Below are 13,422 nucleotides of genomic sequence, written 5' to 3' on the forward strand. Positions count from 1 at the left end.
TGGAAGACCTGTCAGGACTCGATTGCCTATGCGGCTTCAAAGTATGTGGTTGCCACGGCTCGAAGATGCAGAGTTACACCCATTTGAAATGGTGAGGTGCTGTCGGTTTCTCCCATGAGCATGGAACTCAAACGCATCCCATTTGACCTCTTCGCCACTGTCCCGCGTCCACTAAGGTCCCTTCAAAGAGTAGCTTCACACGGTTCCGTCGGTGTAGGCGTTTCGATTTTCACGCTCAATCCTGTTGAAGTGGGCTTCCGACGGTTTGAACGCTTCCTCTCTTTCCGAATTCACTGCGTGAATCCATCCACATCCAGTCCAATCACATGAATAAACACGTTTTGCTCACCTTTGCCGCAGCCATCTTCCTAGTGACTGCACAAGCTCAAGACCAAGTGCCCACTACCATTCCCTACCAGGGTCTCATTGAGGTCGATGGCGAGCCCTTCACCGGCACCGGCCGGTTTTATTTCATGCTGGTTTCCAAAAATCCTCTGACCAACACCCCCAAGACTGCCTCTGCCACCGTGACCAGTCGGGTGGATGGCGAGATCGATAGAATCATCCTAAACTCAAGAGGATCAGGTTACACATCCGTTCCTACAGTCACCATTAGTGGCGGCGGTGGTTTCGGGGCAGCCGCGAGTGCATTCATCTCAAGCAGAGGACTAGTCACAGCTATCACAATCACGGATTCGGGAACAGGCTATACATCCTCTCCCACCGCTACGATCACAGCTCCCCAACCAGCGGAGAAAGCGCTTTGGACTAACGAAACCGACTCCCCATCATCACTCTCACGCCCGAGCCAGTTCGAATCAATCCCGGTCGTCGCAGGGAATTACTCTCTGCGGCTGGGTGATCCGGACATCATGCCGGGTATCTCCGGAAGCAACGTCTTCCAGCCCGATGTCTTCCTCAGGATCTGGTTCGATGACGGTAGCAATGGCATCCAACAGCTGAGTCCAGATCAGCCCCTCGGTTCGACGCCTTTCTCCCTAACTGCTCAAACCGTCATTGCCCCGGATTCTTCCGCGACGGGATTCCGTTCCACTGCCATGGGCTCTAGAACAACTGCCAGCGGCTTTTACTCTACCGCAATGGGCGATAGCACGACTGCCAGCGGCTTTTTTTCTACCGCAATGGGCCAATTAACGACTGCCAGTGGCGGCGTTGCTACCGCCATGGGTGAACGCACGACGGCAAGCGGCGTCCGCTCTACCGCCATGGGCAACGGGACGACTGCCAGCGGCGACGAATCTACCGCCATGGGCAACAGCACGACTGCCAGCGGAAAGAATTCTACCGCCATGGGCAACGGGACGACTGCCAGCGGCTTAAACTCTACCGCTATCGGCTTTTTAACGACTGCGAGCGGCGATAGCGCCACCGCAATGGGCTTTTTCACTACTGCCAGCGCGAACAGCGCTACCGCCATGGGCCGGAACACGACTGCCAGCGGCTTAGACTCTACCGCCATGGGCTTTTTAACGACTGCGAGCGGCGATTTCTCTACCGCCATGGGTGCCGATACGATAGCTCCGTCCTTCAGTGAGACCACGGTTGGGTCCTACAATACGATATACACGCCAGTATCCAACCTCTTAAGCAATCCCATTGATCGCCTCTTCGTCATCGGCAACGGCACCTCTAATGGTAACCGCTCCGACGCTCTGATTGTCGAGAAAAGTGGTCAAGCCTTCTTCAAAGCGGATCCCGGGGCAATCGATGGGAGCTTAACCACCGACTATGCGGCTGTGATTGAGAACACCGACGCCACTGAGGGTGGTGACGCGCTCGCTCTGAAAGTTCAGACGGTTAACCCCACCAGTGCCTCCAATTTCCTCGCCTTCTTTGACGGAGACGACACCGTTTTGGGCGAAATTGACGGCAACGGGAGTGGTGGCGTCAGATTTCAATCCACTGGGGCCGACTACGCGGAATACCTCCCGGCTCTCGATCCGGATGAAGAATTGGAGGCCGGAGACCTGGTGGCCGTCCGCTCTGGCAAGATCACTCGGGACACCACCTCATTTGATCAACTGATGGTCATTTCGACCAATCCTATCGTGGTCGGAAACCAGCCAGCGGACTCCACGGGCTTCCATAAGGTTGCCTTCATCGGCCAAGTGCCGGTGAAGGTCAGTGGTCCCGTCCGTTCCGGAGACTACCTTCTCGCCTCTGGGCAGAACGATGGTACGGCGGTCGCCAAGCCCGCCGCAGAAATCCGCGCCAGCGACCGCAGCCGGATCATTGGCCGCGCCTGGGACAGCAGTGATGCCGCGGGCGAAAAACTCATCAACGCTGCCGTCGGCCTGGATCTTGGCGTAGCCCTCGTTTCCGAGATCAAAAGCCTCAACGAAGAGGTGGAGCAACTTCGCTCCCAACAGAGTCGTTTCAACGAGCGGCTTCAAAAGCTTGAAGGCCCTGGAAATGAGTGAAGCAAAGCAACGAAATCATGAGATAAGGAGAACTTGATGCCACATCTCTTCGGGCAACATTCTCCACCTGAATCGCATTAGACTTGGTATTCATTATGAAAACTTTTCTCGCTCTCTTTCTTGCTGTTTCGAGTGTCTCTGCTCAGCAGAGCAGCACCAATTACTCCATTCCAATCTCCAGCATTGATGGTGGAAACGGCACGTCTTCTTCCAGCAACTACACGATCGTTACTAGCTCCATTGGGGGGATTTTTGGACGGGGAAGCTCAACGAGCTACTCGGTGAGGAGCGGTTATGTCGAGCAGTTCTCATCGTTAGCCGACTTCATGCAGGGCATTGACCTGCGGGACTACAACAGCTGGAGTACGCAATTCCCAGGCACGGATCTCACCGACCGTCAGGGTGATGCTGACGGCGACCGCGTCAGCAATGAAGATGAATTCATTGCGCTGACTGACCCCACTGATCCCCAATCCTTTCCATTCCTGGAGATTTTGTCCGTAGATCTGATCAGTAACACAGTTGAGCTTCGCTTCTCGCCCTACGAGACGGACACTACCTTACGAACTTATCTACTCCTCAGTCAGGAAGGCCTCACTGGAAGCTTCTTGCCGGTTCCCGGTGTTGTCCCAGTCGCATCCGGCGACAATGGCACTTTCACAGATTCCCGGACGGCCCCGGAACGACTGTTCTACCGGCTACGGATTTCCATCCCGAGTCAGTAGCAGGGAGTTTCCAAAAGCCTTCCGACAGGCAGAAACAGAGACGACTTCAGGCCTCAGTGCAGCGTTCTCTGGATGAGTTGACTTGTGACTCATTCGTGCAAGGCTTTGCACATGTCAACCAACATAGAATTAGATGAACCACTTTTGAAGAAAGCGATGCGTCTGGGAGGTTCGAAGACCAAGAAGGAGGCAGTTCATCGGGCTCTGTCAGAATTTGTCCAGAGGAGGGAGCAGCTTAAAGTTCTGGATTTTTTTGGAAAGGTAGAACTGGACACTGGGTTCGACTACAAGAAACAGAGAAAGGTAAAGTGAAGGTTCTGGTCGATACCGACATATGGTCAGAGGCTCTTCATAAGAAGAAAGGAAAGAAATCGTTCTACGTGGACGAGCTGGTTGATCTAATCCAAGAGGGCCGGCTGGAGATAATCGGGCCCATCCGAATGGAGATACTATCAGGGATTCGAGACGGTCGAACATTCGATGCTTTTTCAAAGAGTTTATCGGCATTCGTCGACCGGATAGTTCCCTCGGAAGCTTATATCTTAGCAGCCAAGTTTTTGAATCTCTGCAGAGGGAAAGGCATACAGGGGTCGAATACTGATTTTGTAATCTGCGCATGCTCGGTTCATTGGAGCATTCCGATTCTTTCGAAAGACAAGGACTATCTCTCGTACAGAAAGCATCTACCGATTGAGCTCATCGAACCAAGAAAGAAAGGATGAATTGGAAGGCGGGTGAGCCATGTAAGGCGGCCAGAAATCGGTTTAAGCTAGCTCGAATCCACCCTGGAACAGAGTTCATAGGCCACAAAAATTCGTATGCCAAAGTGTTCGTCCTTGTCCGGTGTTAGGGCGGGTTCTAGATTCGTGTTTCTGGGAAAAGGGGAAATGAAAAAACAGATGATTCAGAAAAAACTGTCTTCAGCGGCGACCGTGGCCGGACTCTTCTCAGTAGCCTCGGAAACAAGTGCCGTTATTCAGGTCAACACTAACGGTTTTATCGTCGGGGATAACGAAGCATCGCAATTCGACTGGGATATCGATGGAGACGGGGGTAGGGAGACCCGAATCGCAGAAAGTGTTTCCGGGCCCTACAATTCAATCGGAAATAGTTTGGCGACTATCCAGTTTGGCTTCCAAGTGAGCAATAGCAGACTCGTCAATCTTCCAACGAGCGTCTACGTCGGCGCAGGGAATACGTTTCGAAACTTCATTGGGGGAATCATCGAGTACGGTGCGATTAATATAGCTACGGGTTTCACGAGTGGTGAGACGGGTTATATTGGGTTTCAATTCGACTCGAATGGAACGACTGTTTACGGGTGGGCCGAAGTAGTTTTGACCAATACAACCGTTTTCAACGGGAACGGAAATTTTGAAGTGATCGAGTGGGCCTATCAGGATGACGGTAGCGCGATCAGGGTGGGCACTATACCAGAGCCCGCGAACGCTACGGTGGGACTCGGTCTTCTCGCACTGGGTGCAGCCGGTTTGCGCCGGTGGCGAAGGAGTCGAGAAACCGGAGCACCGCCTTTGCCAAACTAGACAGCTACGGCCCACCAACGGGTTAGGTCAGATTGCGGGGGATGACCGGTTCGGAGGAGGCCGGTATCCGTTGGCTAGACCTTTGATTTGGTAGCATCCCGCCGTGAGGCGGATGATCAGAGGGGTTTGTAGGTGTGGGCTAACTTTTGGTCATCCACATCCGCGATTCTTGGCATCCGCCTTACGGCGGGATGCTACATTGTGTCTCCTGTCATCCGCATGAGCTTCTCTCGTCATCCGCCTCATGGCGGGAGGCTACATTCGGTTCCTTTGGATCAGTTGACGCCTTCGCGTTGAAAGTCATCCTTCCCGTAACTTTAGCCTAGCCTTTTCCCGCGAAATCGGGATGCTTGCCGTTGTTGGTTGCTGATACGTTTTGATTGCTGAATTTCCTTTGTTTGTTGCAGTGGCGGATAGCTTTTTGCAACCCGCCGGTCCGGTAGCCGAGGCGCAGTTGGAGCATTTGAAGACGGTTACGATACTGACTTTGATCGCAATCATTCCTCCGCTTTTGGCGACTCCCTGGGTTCTTTGGCGTTTTCGTCGGAAGAAGGGCAAGGGGAGATATTTGCCGGAGTGGGAGTCGAATAAGACGTTGGAGTGGCTGATGTGGGGAGTTCCCATTCTCGTAGTGATTTTGATGAGTGTGAGTCTGGCCCGGATCACCCTCCGCCTCGACCCCTACAAAGAGCTGGGGGACGACCCGCTCCAGATCGATGTCATCGGTTTGAACTGGAAGTGGATCTTTATCTATCCCGATGAAGGAATCGCCCTAGTCGATGAGCTGATCGTGCCGGATGGGAAAGCGGTTGAGTTGACCCTTACGACGGACACGGTGATGCAGAGTCTTCGCATTTCGGCAATCGTGGGTCAGATTTACGCGATGCCGGCAATGACTACAAAATTGAATTTTATTGCTGACGGGGTAGGGGAGTCGCGGGGAATGAACACCCAGTTTACTGGTGAAGGTTTTTGGAAGCAGAAGTTCCCGGTCTATTCGGTCTCTGAAGAGGAATACCGCAAGCGGATGGAGGAAGCCAAACAGAGTACCCTCGAGCTAACGGCAGAGACTTACGCAATCCTGGCCGAACAGGGAACTTCGGAAGATGCAAAGAAGCCGCTAGGAATCGAGGGTTTGGAGGGGCCTATCGAAATGGTGTTGGGAGACCCGGAGATCTTCAATAGGGTTCTTGCGCGGTATATGACTGGAGAGGGTATGACCCCTGAGAGTCAGCCGGGCAGTCCCGAGTACGATCCGAAACAGTCTCCACTCCCTCCGGCATCGGATATGCCGATGATGCACATGTAATATGGTTGATCCGCTTTTTGGAAAACTTTCTTGGGACTCGATCATCCTCGTCCAGGAAATCGAGAACCCGAATCTGAATCTTCTCATCACCTCCGGTGCCGCGGTGATGATTCCGGTAGGCGGTGTACTGCTCATCGCCTTGCTCTGGTGGTTGAATTGGTGGAAGCCCTTGCTCGGATGGTTGACCAGCGTGGACCACAAAAAGATCGGGGCGATGTACATCATCTTTGCGGTGGTCATGCTTTTCCGGGGAGTGGTGGAAGGGACGCTCATGCGGGTGCACCAGGCGACGGCGCTGAATGGAGGGTTTCTCTCGTCGGATCACTTCAACCAGCTCTTCACGACCCACGGGACCAATATGATCTTTTTCGTGGCGATGCCGTTTTTGATCGGATTGATCAATATCGTGGTGCCGTTACAGATTGGGGCGCGAGACGTAGCGTTTCCCCGATTGAATCAGATCAGTCTAGGGCTCACCGGGGCCGGTGGTTTTCTCATTACCATTTCTCTCCTGATTGGCGAGTTTGCGACGGGTGGATGGACGGGCTATCCATCTTACAACGGTAAGTTGATCAATCCTGGGGTTGGCCCGGATTACTGGCTCATCTCGCTTGGGATTTCGGGGATCGGTTCGACCCTGACCGGGGTGAACTTTGCGGTGACGATCTACAAGATGCGGGCCAAAGGGATGACGTTTATGCGAATGCCGCTTTTTACCTGGACCGCTCTTTGTACCTCGATCCTGCTCATCTTTGCCATGCCTCCACTCACTGCCTGCTGCGTGATGCTGGGGCTCGACCGCTATCTGGATTTCCACTTCTTCACCAACGACATGGGTGGAAACCTTATGAACTTCATCAACCTCTTCTGGATGTTTGGTCATCCGGAAGTCTATATCCTGATTCTGCCGGCGTTCGGAGTGATGTCGGAAATCTCACCGACCTTCTCGGCAAAGCGTCTCTACGGGTACACCGGGTTGGTGGCAGCGACCATGTGTATCGCGGTGGTTTCCTTTATGGTGTGGCTGCACCACTTCTTCACGATGGGCCAGTCTGCCACGGTGAATGCGGCTTTCGGAATCGCCACACTCCTGATCGGGATTCCGACCGGGGTAAAGGTCTACGACTGGCTGGCGACACTTTGGGGTGGGCGGATACGCTTTACGACCCCGATGATTTATCTGATCGGGTTTTTCTTCCTCTTTGTGATCGGTGGCTTGAGCGGGGTGATCCTGGCGAATCCAACCCTCGACTACCAGCTACACAACAGCCTGTTTCTCGTTGCCCATTTCCACAATGTGATCATTCCTGGAGTGCTCTTTGGAATTCTGGCGGGGATTCACTACTGGTTCCCGAAAGTATTCGGATTCCGCCTAATGGAGAGCTACGGAAAAATCACTGCGGTTTGTTGGATCATCGGATTCTGTCTCACCTTCCTTCCGCTTTATCCGTTGGGAATGATGGGAATGACCCGCCGGACTGTCGACTACTCCGATCCCGCCTACGTTCCCCTCATGATGGTTTCGGGCGCGGGAGCACTCTTTCTCAGTCTCGCCTTCACCTTCATTGTCATCCTTTTCTGGCGAAGCATCGTCAACCGGAAGAAGTTGGCGATTCCGATGGGAGATCCCTGGGACGGGCGCACTCTCGAGTGGTGGACACCTTCCCCGGCGCCCGATTGGAATTTTGCGATCCTGCCGGAGGTTCATTCCCGCGACCCCTTCACCGAGGCAAAAAAGGATGGAACTGCTTACCAGCCGATTGAGAAATACGAGGACATCGAACTGCCTTCGACGACTTACTATGGATTAATCATCGGAGTGCTGGGGTGTGGGTTGGGCTTTGGCCTGGTCTGGTACATCTGGTGGATGGCACTTGCCAGTTTCCTTGGGTGCGTGGTGACCGCAATGGTTTACGGATTTCTCCCCAAAAAGGAGATAGTGATTCCGGCCGAAGAGGTGCGGAAAGTGGATGAGGCATGGCGTGCCGAGGCCAGGGAAAGTCAGGGTGTGACCCGTGATGACGAATCCACTGAAGCCAATAAAGGCCTCGCAAGGCCGGATGCATTGCCAGCCGTATGAGTAAGGCCCAAGCAGGATCGCTTCACCCCGGATTGAATCTGGGAGAAGAGCACGGAGATGATCACCTCGAAGCGGAGACTTCGGTTTTTGGCTTTTGGGTTTTTATGATGAGCGATCTGGTTACCTTTGGGATGTTCTTCATCATTTTTGCGTCGAGTGCGCACGCTCTTGCGGGCGGGCCCGGACCGAAGGAGCTTTTCGATCTTGGAAGTGTGGCTTGGCAGACTGGTTTTCTTCTCGTCTCCAGTCTGACCAGTGGTATGGCGGTATTGAGTCTGAAGCAGGACCATGCGGATGAGCGGGGATCACGGAAGAGACTCGTTTTCTGGCTGGTGATCACGATCCTTCTCGGGTGTGGCTTTCTTTACCATGAGATTGCTGATTTTGTTTCGATGGCCGCCGCTGGGGGTGGGCCTACCCGTAGCGGTTATTTGACCGCGCTTTGGTCTTTAGTGGGTTTACATGGTTTCCACGTGAGTTGCGGAATTCTCTGGTGCATCGTGATCATCGCGGGGGTCCTTTTCCAAGGGGTGAACCGGGACTGGAAACTAACGATCCTTCGGTGGGCGGTTTTTTGGCACTTTCTGGACGTGGTCTGGATCGCGATCTTTAGTTTTGTTTTTCTGGGAGGGCTTATTTGATGGAAAAGAGCAAAGAATTTCACCACTACCTGATTGGCTTTGTCCTCGCTACCATCCTTACGGTGATTCCATTTACCTTGGTAGCCACGGTAGGTGGAACCACGTCCTACGTGGTTCTGGTAATTTGTGCGGTCTTGCAAGCAGTGGTCCACATGCGCTTTTTTCTTCATCTGTCTTACAAAGGTCAGCAGAGGGAGGACCTTCAGCTGGTCCTATTCACTGGTTTGATCCTTTTGATCATGGTGGCCGGATCGATTTGGGTGCTGGGGAGTCTGTACGCTCGGATGTAGTGTTTGACGGTGCGCAATTCAATCTTGGGGGTAAGTTCATTTATTTTTCGGTAGAGAGCACTTCTCCGTGGTCCGCGTGTGGGAGTGTTCGCCCAGCCGAAAGGATTTGTGCGGGACAGAGCCCGTCCCTCACCCCAATACACCGCATAAAAAAATAGACCTCTTCTGAAGTCTGTAAGAGTGGTTGCTCTTCAGAAATCCGTTAGCAGTCTTTCGGAATGCCGTTTGTCGTTCCAATTGAGAGAATCGTTACGCACCCGGGGAGTGCTCATAAAGATGAGGTGCTTGCCTGCGCAGTCTGTCTGGCTGTTCACCCAGTCGTCATTGAGCGGAGAGATCCGTCGATGGAGGACTTGGAAGATCCGTCCGTGGCGGTGATTGATGTGGGGGACCGGCACGAGCCCGAACTCAACAATTTTGACCATCATCAGTTCCCTCGGGAACAGGCTCCGACTTGTTCGCTGTCACTCGTCTTGCGTGCTCTTGGGAAGTATGAGGCCGCCCGAAGATTCTGCTCCTGGTTGGAACCCACGGAGTGGTTTGACTGTCGAGGTCCGAAGGAAACTGCGGAGTTTCTCGGCGTGCCTCGGGAAGCCATTCATCAGCTCAACTCTCCCATCGATCTGACGATCCTTCGGCGATTTGCTGATCAAGTCCGGATCGAACCAGGAACAACGATTCACTCACTCCTGACCATGATTGGTGAGGACCTTCTTGGATACATTGACGGACTGCAGCAGAAACTCGCCTTCATCGAGAAACACTCTGAGATCTGGGAGGTGGTCGAAGGGGTCCAAAAGCGATCCGTGTTATTTCTTCCGCGAACGGACCCCATGCCGCCTGAACCCTCCGCAGGGATCGGTTTGTTCGTTGAGCAAGCGGGTTTGGAGGGAGAGGTGTCGGGTTTGGTCTATCCCGATCGCCGAGGTAACGGTTACGGGCTGTCGAGATTCAACGATTCGCCGTTGCTGGATTTTACGCGAATTCGTGAGGAGTCTGATGTTCATTTTGCTCACGCGCAGGGATTCGTGGCGAAAACCTCGGCCACCGCAGAAGATCGGTTGAAGGAACTCATTCGGAAGTCCTTCGCTGGTAGATAGAATGCATTCGATCGTATGAAGTACTCGCTAAGAATTTTAGTCGTTTCACTGGCGGTTGTGTTTTTTGGAGTTTTTTCCTTTGCAGTATTTTCAGGGATTTGGATCAAGTCTTCGTGGGATCGGTTTACTCAGGAGGTAACATTAAATAGTATTACTCTTCCGCAAGGTCTGATTCTCAACCTCATAAGCGTGCCAACAGATTCATTCAACAGCGGTGTCCGTGCCGAAGTTTCGCGGGATGGATTTACGGTAAATAGGACTGGAATACTCTACTACGAGCAGACCGAGCGATATTCCGAGCCATTCGAGTGGAGGTATTCAGAGAATCAGTCGCTTGCCGAAGTCTTTTATCCAGCAGATCCGGATAGGGTTCTTTTCAGCGTAGATCTCAGGGATAGAATAGTACTGGATCCGTTTGAAAGAGAAAGTTCTTTCGGAAGCTCAGAGCAGTCTGCTATCGAAACAGTGAGAAACGGGAACGACGACTAAAGCGTTCTTTCGAAAACTCGTTATGGAAGTAGGCTCAGCACCGTACCTTTTAGGAAAAAGGACTGGACGAATTCGTAGCCTTCCCGGTTTCCTAAAAGGTAGGCACCATGAGCCTGATGGATTTTTCCCTGCGGCATCCGAATTTGTTCGGAAAATCGGAGAGGAATTTCTCGAAAAGGAAGCGAGCGAACTTTACCGCAGTTTTCGTGATGGATTTGAACTTCGGAGGAAGGAATTGGAATTCACCCGGGAGGTTGGAACCGCGACCATTCAGACCTCTGATTTTTCGGTTCACTTTGCCCTTGGTCAGGACTCGGAAGACTGCCGTCACTACTTTCTGGAGACACGAGTGAGTTCGAAGGGTCCGGCGAATGCGCTAGATGACGATACCTTACTCGTCATATTCTCAGGACGGGTTTCCGAGTTCGTTTTCCCGTTCATTGACCGACCGAATTTAGAGGCCACGATAGATCTGGTCGAGGAGATCCCGCAGCTGCGAGAGGCTTTGGATTACCTGCCAGACGCGAGCCAGATCACGATTGAAAGAGATGGAATCCGTCTCTGTATCGATGAAGAAAAGGCATCTTTTTCGAGAACTGGTTCCGTGAGTTTGAAAGACCTCGTCGCTGGTGGACTTGAGATCTGGGCCTCGATCAACGTGCAGCCTGAAGCAGCTGATGAGAATCCTACTGAAATTTTGGATGGGTCTCGGTAAGGCGTATCTTCGGTAGGGGTGATCGGTCCTCAATGAATCTTGCCAACGGTTGCGGGACGTTTGAGGATAGCGGCGAGATGGCTGGCTCTAGCAACACTTCCTCTTCTCCCTTGGTAGGGATCATTATGGGCAGTCGCTCCGATTGGGAAACGATGGAGCATGCGACGAAGACCCTTGAAGAATTGGGTGTTTCCTACGAAGCGAAGGTAGTGAGTGCCCACCGGACTCCGGATCGACTCTTTGAATACGCGAAGTCGGCGGAAGAGAGAGGGTTGAAGGTGATCATTGCAGGAGCAGGGGGTTCGGCCCATTTGCCGGGCATGGTAGCCTCAATGACGCTCGTTCCCGTTCTTGGTGTGCCGGTCCAATCCAAAGCTTTGAATGGTATGGATTCTCTCCTTTCTATCGTCCAAATGCCGGCAGGTGTACCCGTTCCAACGCTTGCGATTGGTCGTTCCGGAGCAGTCAACGCTGCGCTCAGTGCCGCGGCTGTCATTGGCCTGGAGGATGGGAAGGTGCGGGAAGCACTTCGCAGTTTCCGGGAAGAACAGACGAAGAAGGTAGCGGAACACGACGACCCAGCCAGTGCCTGACTCAAGTGGGATGGCCGCGGTAAACGAGCGAATCCTCCCCCCTGCGACGATCGGTATTATCGGTGGCGGACAGCTTGGCCGTATGACTGCACTTGCGGCACGAGCAATGGGGTATCGAATCGTGGTTTTGGAACCAAAGAAGCCCTGCGCATGCACCGCGATTGTGGATGAGCAAATCAGTAGTGCCTATGACGATCCAGAAGGGTTGGAACGTCTTTTCGCGGTTTCTGATGTCGTCACTTTTGAATTTGAGAACGTTCAGCGTGAACCTCTGGAGCGTTTTCAGGGAAAGAAACCGATCCGTCCTTCGGCCCAGGTTCTTTCGATTGCGCAAAACCGGCGTCGGGAGAAGGAGTTCCTTGAGTCGAGCGGTTTTCCGGTAGCGCCTTTCCGCTTGATCGAGAACGTGTACGACGTCGATGAGGTGACGAAGGAAGGCTTCGCCTTTCCAGCCATTCTCAAAACAGCTGACTTTGGTTATGATGGAAAGGGCCAGAAGAACGTCGAATCGGCCTCAAAACTTGCGGAAGCGTGGGCCGGTTTTGATGGAGCGTCTGCAGTATTGGAGGAGAAGATTGAGTTCTCGGCTGAATACTCGGTCATCGCCGTGAGGAGTCCCTCTGGGGAGGTGGTTGTGTATCCGCTCTGCCAGAACATTCACCGAAACCACATTCTGGACGTAACTTTTTCGCCTCCAATCGAATCGTTAGACAACGCTGAGGAGGCAGAAGCGATTTCCCGTCGCCTCGTGGAAGAGTTGCAATTGGAGGGAGTTTTGGTGATCGAGTTTTTCCTGACGAACGATGGAAAGTGGATCATTAATGAGATGGCCCCCCGGCCTCACAATTCCGGCCACTTTAGCCTCGATGGTTCCGTCACTTCACAGTTTGAGAATCACGCCCGGGCTGTCTGTAATCTCCCGTTGGGCAGTCCGCAAAGTTTGGGGAGCGCAGCGATGCAGAATCTTTTGGGCCAAGACCTTCGGAAAGCTGGTGAGTCACTCGCTGAGTCCTCACTTTCCGGTGAAGGGTCCCATCTCCACCTTTACGATAAGGGGGAAGCGAGCACGGGCCGCAAGATGGGGCACATCAACTTGCTCGCTTCTGACCCAGCGGTGCTGGACCGTCAGGTCAATGAGTTGCGTGAGAGGCTCGGTCTGCCGCGGCTCAGAGAGTAGTCGGTCGTAGAATCATGATCCCCGGTTAACGACCTGTTGGAAGAGGGTTTATTCCTCAGACCGACCATGGCAGGCCCTATCCGGAGTGGTTGGGAGTGACGAAGGAAGCTCCTTGGGAATAATAGAATCGGGTGTTCCTCTTCGAATTTTTGTTCTCGGGAACTGCTTTTCGAGGGGTAAACCCTAATGCCATTGCATAATTAGAGAGCCCATTTGGGAGCTTACATTTTTTCGTAAAAAAGGCTGTACCTTCGTTCAGTGTTGTGCTGCAAGATTGGGATGCACGACACGGATCTATCCTATATCGACATAAGAGGA

At 53.0% G+C, this 13,422-nt stretch carries 14 protein-coding genes; all 14 read left to right on the plus strand.

Going from position 1 to position 13,422, the window contains the following annotated elements:
* Positions 1 to 326: 326 nt before the first annotated feature.
* The 14 genes from AAGJ81_13575 (at position 327) to AAGJ81_13640 (ending at position 13,104) form a co-directional block, all read left to right on the plus strand.
* Positions 327 to 2,441: a hypothetical protein gene (locus AAGJ81_13575; protein ID MEM0967169.1), complete on the plus strand. Its 2,115-nt coding sequence runs from the start codon at positions 327 to 329 to the stop codon at positions 2,439 to 2,441.
* 95 nt (positions 2,442 to 2,536) lie between these two features.
* Positions 2,537 to 3,166 carry a hypothetical protein gene (locus AAGJ81_13580; GenBank protein ID MEM0967170.1) on the plus strand — a complete coding sequence of 210 codons (630 nt, stop codon included), beginning with the start codon at positions 2,537 to 2,539 and terminating at the stop codon, positions 3,164 to 3,166.
* Between the two features lie 111 nt (positions 3,167 to 3,277).
* Positions 3,278 to 3,478: a type II toxin-antitoxin system VapB family antitoxin gene (locus AAGJ81_13585; protein ID MEM0967171.1), complete on the plus strand. Its 201-nt coding sequence runs from the start codon at positions 3,278 to 3,280 to the stop codon at positions 3,476 to 3,478.
* On the plus strand, positions 3,475 to 3,888 hold the full coding sequence (locus AAGJ81_13590) for a PIN domain nuclease (GenBank protein ID MEM0967172.1): 414 nt from the start codon (positions 3,475 to 3,477) through the stop codon (positions 3,886 to 3,888). The genes AAGJ81_13585 and AAGJ81_13590 overlap by 4 nt, the downstream gene beginning before the upstream one ends.
* A gap of 177 nt (positions 3,889 to 4,065) precedes the next feature.
* A complete protein-coding gene (locus tag AAGJ81_13595; GenBank protein ID MEM0967173.1) occupies positions 4,066 to 4,710 on the plus strand; it encodes a hypothetical protein in 645 nt (214 codons plus the stop codon).
* Positions 4,711 to 5,086: 376 nt separating this feature from the next.
* A complete protein-coding gene (locus tag AAGJ81_13600) occupies positions 5,087 to 6,019 on the plus strand; it encodes a cytochrome ubiquinol oxidase subunit II (protein ID MEM0967174.1) in 933 nt (310 codons plus the stop codon).
* Between the two features lies 1 nt (position 6,020).
* A complete protein-coding gene (locus tag AAGJ81_13605) occupies positions 6,021 to 8,099 on the plus strand; it encodes a cbb3-type cytochrome c oxidase subunit I (protein ID MEM0967175.1) in 2,079 nt (692 codons plus the stop codon).
* On the plus strand, positions 8,096 to 8,740 hold the full coding sequence (locus AAGJ81_13610; protein MEM0967176.1) for a cytochrome c oxidase subunit 3: 645 nt from the start codon (positions 8,096 to 8,098) through the stop codon (positions 8,738 to 8,740). The genes AAGJ81_13605 and AAGJ81_13610 overlap by 4 nt, the downstream gene beginning before the upstream one ends.
* Complete coding sequence (gene cyoD, locus AAGJ81_13615; GenBank protein ID MEM0967177.1) at positions 8,740 to 9,030, plus strand: cytochrome o ubiquinol oxidase subunit IV; 291 nt, start codon at positions 8,740 to 8,742, stop codon at positions 9,028 to 9,030. The genes AAGJ81_13610 and cyoD overlap by 1 nt, the downstream gene beginning before the upstream one ends.
* A 218-nt stretch (positions 9,031 to 9,248) precedes the next feature.
* The gene (locus AAGJ81_13620; protein MEM0967178.1) at positions 9,249 to 10,130 is read left to right on the plus strand and encodes an MYG1 family protein; all 882 of its coding nucleotides are present in this window, start codon (positions 9,249 to 9,251) and stop codon (positions 10,128 to 10,130) included.
* A gap of 15 nt (positions 10,131 to 10,145) precedes the next feature.
* Positions 10,146 to 10,619 carry a hypothetical protein gene (locus AAGJ81_13625; GenBank protein MEM0967179.1) on the plus strand — a complete coding sequence of 158 codons (474 nt, stop codon included), beginning with the start codon at positions 10,146 to 10,148 and terminating at the stop codon, positions 10,617 to 10,619.
* Between the two features lie 22 nt (positions 10,620 to 10,641).
* Entirely contained in the window at positions 10,642 to 11,334 is a 693-nt protein-coding gene (locus AAGJ81_13630; protein MEM0967180.1) for a hypothetical protein, read from the plus strand.
* 77 nt (positions 11,335 to 11,411) lie between these two features.
* Positions 11,412 to 11,927, plus strand: a complete 516-nt coding sequence (purE, locus tag AAGJ81_13635; GenBank protein ID MEM0967181.1) for a 5-(carboxyamino)imidazole ribonucleotide mutase — start codon at positions 11,412 to 11,414, stop codon at positions 11,925 to 11,927.
* The gene (locus AAGJ81_13640) at positions 11,920 to 13,104 is read left to right on the plus strand and encodes a 5-(carboxyamino)imidazole ribonucleotide synthase (protein ID MEM0967182.1); all 1,185 of its coding nucleotides are present in this window, start codon (positions 11,920 to 11,922) and stop codon (positions 13,102 to 13,104) included. The genes purE and AAGJ81_13640 overlap by 8 nt, the downstream gene beginning before the upstream one ends.
* Positions 13,105 to 13,422: the final 318 nt, after the last annotated feature.

The organism is Verrucomicrobiota bacterium, from assembly GCA_038744685.1.
In the GTDB taxonomy this organism is placed as follows: Bacteria; Verrucomicrobiota; Verrucomicrobiia; order Opitutales; family Puniceicoccaceae; genus Puniceicoccus.

Excerpts from the sequence above, each read along its gene's own strand:
- purE (MEM0967181.1), top strand. The coding sequence starts at position 11,412 with ATGGCTGGCTCTAGCAACACTTCCTCTTCTCCCTTGGTAGGGATCATT.
- AAGJ81_13625 (MEM0967179.1), top strand. The coding sequence starts at position 10,146 with ATGAAGTACTCGCTAAGAATTTTAGTCGTTTCACTGGCGGTTGTGTTT.
- AAGJ81_13585 (MEM0967171.1), top strand. The coding sequence starts at position 3,278 with ATGTCAACCAACATAGAATTAGATGAACCACTTTTGAAGAAAGCGATG.
- AAGJ81_13630 (MEM0967180.1), top strand. The coding sequence starts at position 10,642 with ATGGAAGTAGGCTCAGCACCGTACCTTTTAGGAAAAAGGACTGGACGA.
- AAGJ81_13575 (MEM0967169.1), top strand. The coding sequence starts at position 327 with ATGAATAAACACGTTTTGCTCACCTTTGCCGCAGCCATCTTCCTAGTG.
- cyoD (MEM0967177.1), top strand. The coding sequence starts at position 8,740 with ATGGAAAAGAGCAAAGAATTTCACCACTACCTGATTGGCTTTGTCCTC.
- AAGJ81_13620 (MEM0967178.1), top strand. The coding sequence starts at position 9,249 with ATGCCGTTTGTCGTTCCAATTGAGAGAATCGTTACGCACCCGGGGAGT.
- AAGJ81_13580 (MEM0967170.1), top strand. The coding sequence starts at position 2,537 with ATGAAAACTTTTCTCGCTCTCTTTCTTGCTGTTTCGAGTGTCTCTGCT.
- AAGJ81_13605 (MEM0967175.1), top strand. The coding sequence starts at position 6,021 with ATGGTTGATCCGCTTTTTGGAAAACTTTCTTGGGACTCGATCATCCTC.
- AAGJ81_13610 (MEM0967176.1), top strand. The coding sequence starts at position 8,096 with ATGAGTAAGGCCCAAGCAGGATCGCTTCACCCCGGATTGAATCTGGGA.
- AAGJ81_13595 (MEM0967173.1), top strand. The coding sequence starts at position 4,066 with ATGATTCAGAAAAAACTGTCTTCAGCGGCGACCGTGGCCGGACTCTTC.